This is a genomic window from Pseudomonas sp. 2, assembly GCF_056627435.1.
This window is the reverse complement of the sequence record NZ_JBWXNG010000042.1, coordinates 1-1657: the sequence shown is the minus strand read 5'-3', so window position 1 is coordinate 1657 and position 1657 is coordinate 1. Positions and strand designations below refer to the sequence as shown.

Here is a 1657-nt window from a genome sequence, read left to right as displayed (position 1 = left end):
CGGCAATTGCGGATGCAGCAGCACGACGGACGGTTGAGTCGCGCTGTAAACACTGGTGTTGATCGAGCGGTTGCTCACGTTAGTAGCAGTGCTCTGCACAACCACACTGCTGATGTCGTTGGACGCGGTAAGTGTGACCGTGCCACCGGCCTGGATGATTGCTGGAGCGACTGACTGATTGTCAGCTTGAACGGCAATCGGATCAGTGATGCCGTAAAAGAGTACAGGATCGAATTTCCCTACCAGCTCATTGAACGCCACAGGATCAAACGGGCCGGAGCGCGGATGCGCCTGATCGTAGGCAGCCACGTCGTCGATTAATTGATAGAACTCTTCGCCGGTAACCCAGTTGTTCGCCCCCACCTCGTGACCATCAGTTCCTGAGGCCGAGAGTGCTGCCTTGTTGGTGATATTGGTACTGGTGATAGAAAGGTCGCGGGCCGCCGAGATCAGGCTGTACTGGTTGAGGAAATCGATGCTGTTGACCGTAAGATTGCGTCCCGAGACCAATGTCGCCATCGGCGAGTCTTCACTCACCGTGCTCTCCACTGTCTGGTAGATGAACACCGGCCCACGAACGCGCGGCGACTCAGGACCATCGCAATGCTGCACACACCGGATGGTCATATAACCGTTGGTGACCTGTTGCTGCATGCTGAACGCGTCGCGCTGGTTGGTGACACTGTTCGCCGCAATACTGATGTCGCCACCGGCCTCGATACTGCCGGAGCTGTTCAGCAGGCTCTGGGCAGCGCTACCCGCGGTTGTGCCCGACACCAGCAAGTTGCCCAGGCTGTAAACATCTGCGTAGCGGTTCGTCAGGCTGTTGGCCTGAAGTTTCATGTTTCTGCCGCTGAACAGGAATCCGCGACTGCCGTCTGCGGCCATGCCGTTGAGCAAAGTCTGAGCCGTGACAGTGAGGTCCTGAGAGGCCGCAACGGTGCCGTAGTTCGCTACGTTGCCAGCCGAAACATTCAAGTCACCGGCAGACGAAATACGGCCATCGTTGGTCAGTGTGCCGCCGACACTGACAGCCGTCGTCGCGCCACCGGTGACGCTCCCAGCGCTACCCAGATCGAGCTGTGCGGCCGTCAGCGTCAGGTCGCCAAGGCTGGTCGCTCGACCGGCTCCCGTATAGGTCCCGCCCAGGGTCAGCTTCAGTGTCCCGTCACTGGCAATCAACCCATCGTTCGTCCAGTTCGCACCAGTGCCGACAAACGCCGTCGCCGCCAACAACTGCCCCGTCGCCGTCTGGGTGAAGTTATTTACGTTGATGTTCAACGTCCCAGCCTGCAACACACTGGAGTTAGTCCAACTGTCAGCATTGAGGGTCATGGCGCCGCGGGTGATGAAGCTGCCGCCCGCGTTCATGACGTTGGCGGTGGAAATCCCGAAGTTGCCGCTGCCCACATGCAGCACGCTGCCGCCTGCGTTGAGCAGGCTGCCTACGCCGAGCGCGAGGTCGGTGTTGGCGGTTTCCAGGGTGCCGTTGCGGTTGTCGAACAAGCCACCGATCTGGAACTGGGTGACGCCGCTGGTGCCCAGCGCGCGGATTTTGCCGGTCTGGTTGTCGACGCTGGCCGCCTTGATGGACAGGCTGCTGTCGCTTTCGATGATGCCCAGGCGGTTGTTCAGTGCGCCGGTCAGGCTCAGGTCG

At 60.0% G+C, this 1657-nt stretch carries 1 pseudogene; it reads right to left on the bottom strand.

Annotation, left to right across the window (positions count from 1 at the left end):
• A pseudogene (locus AC1MEK_RS29785) lies at positions 1 to 1657 on the bottom strand (adhesin); the annotation flags it as partial.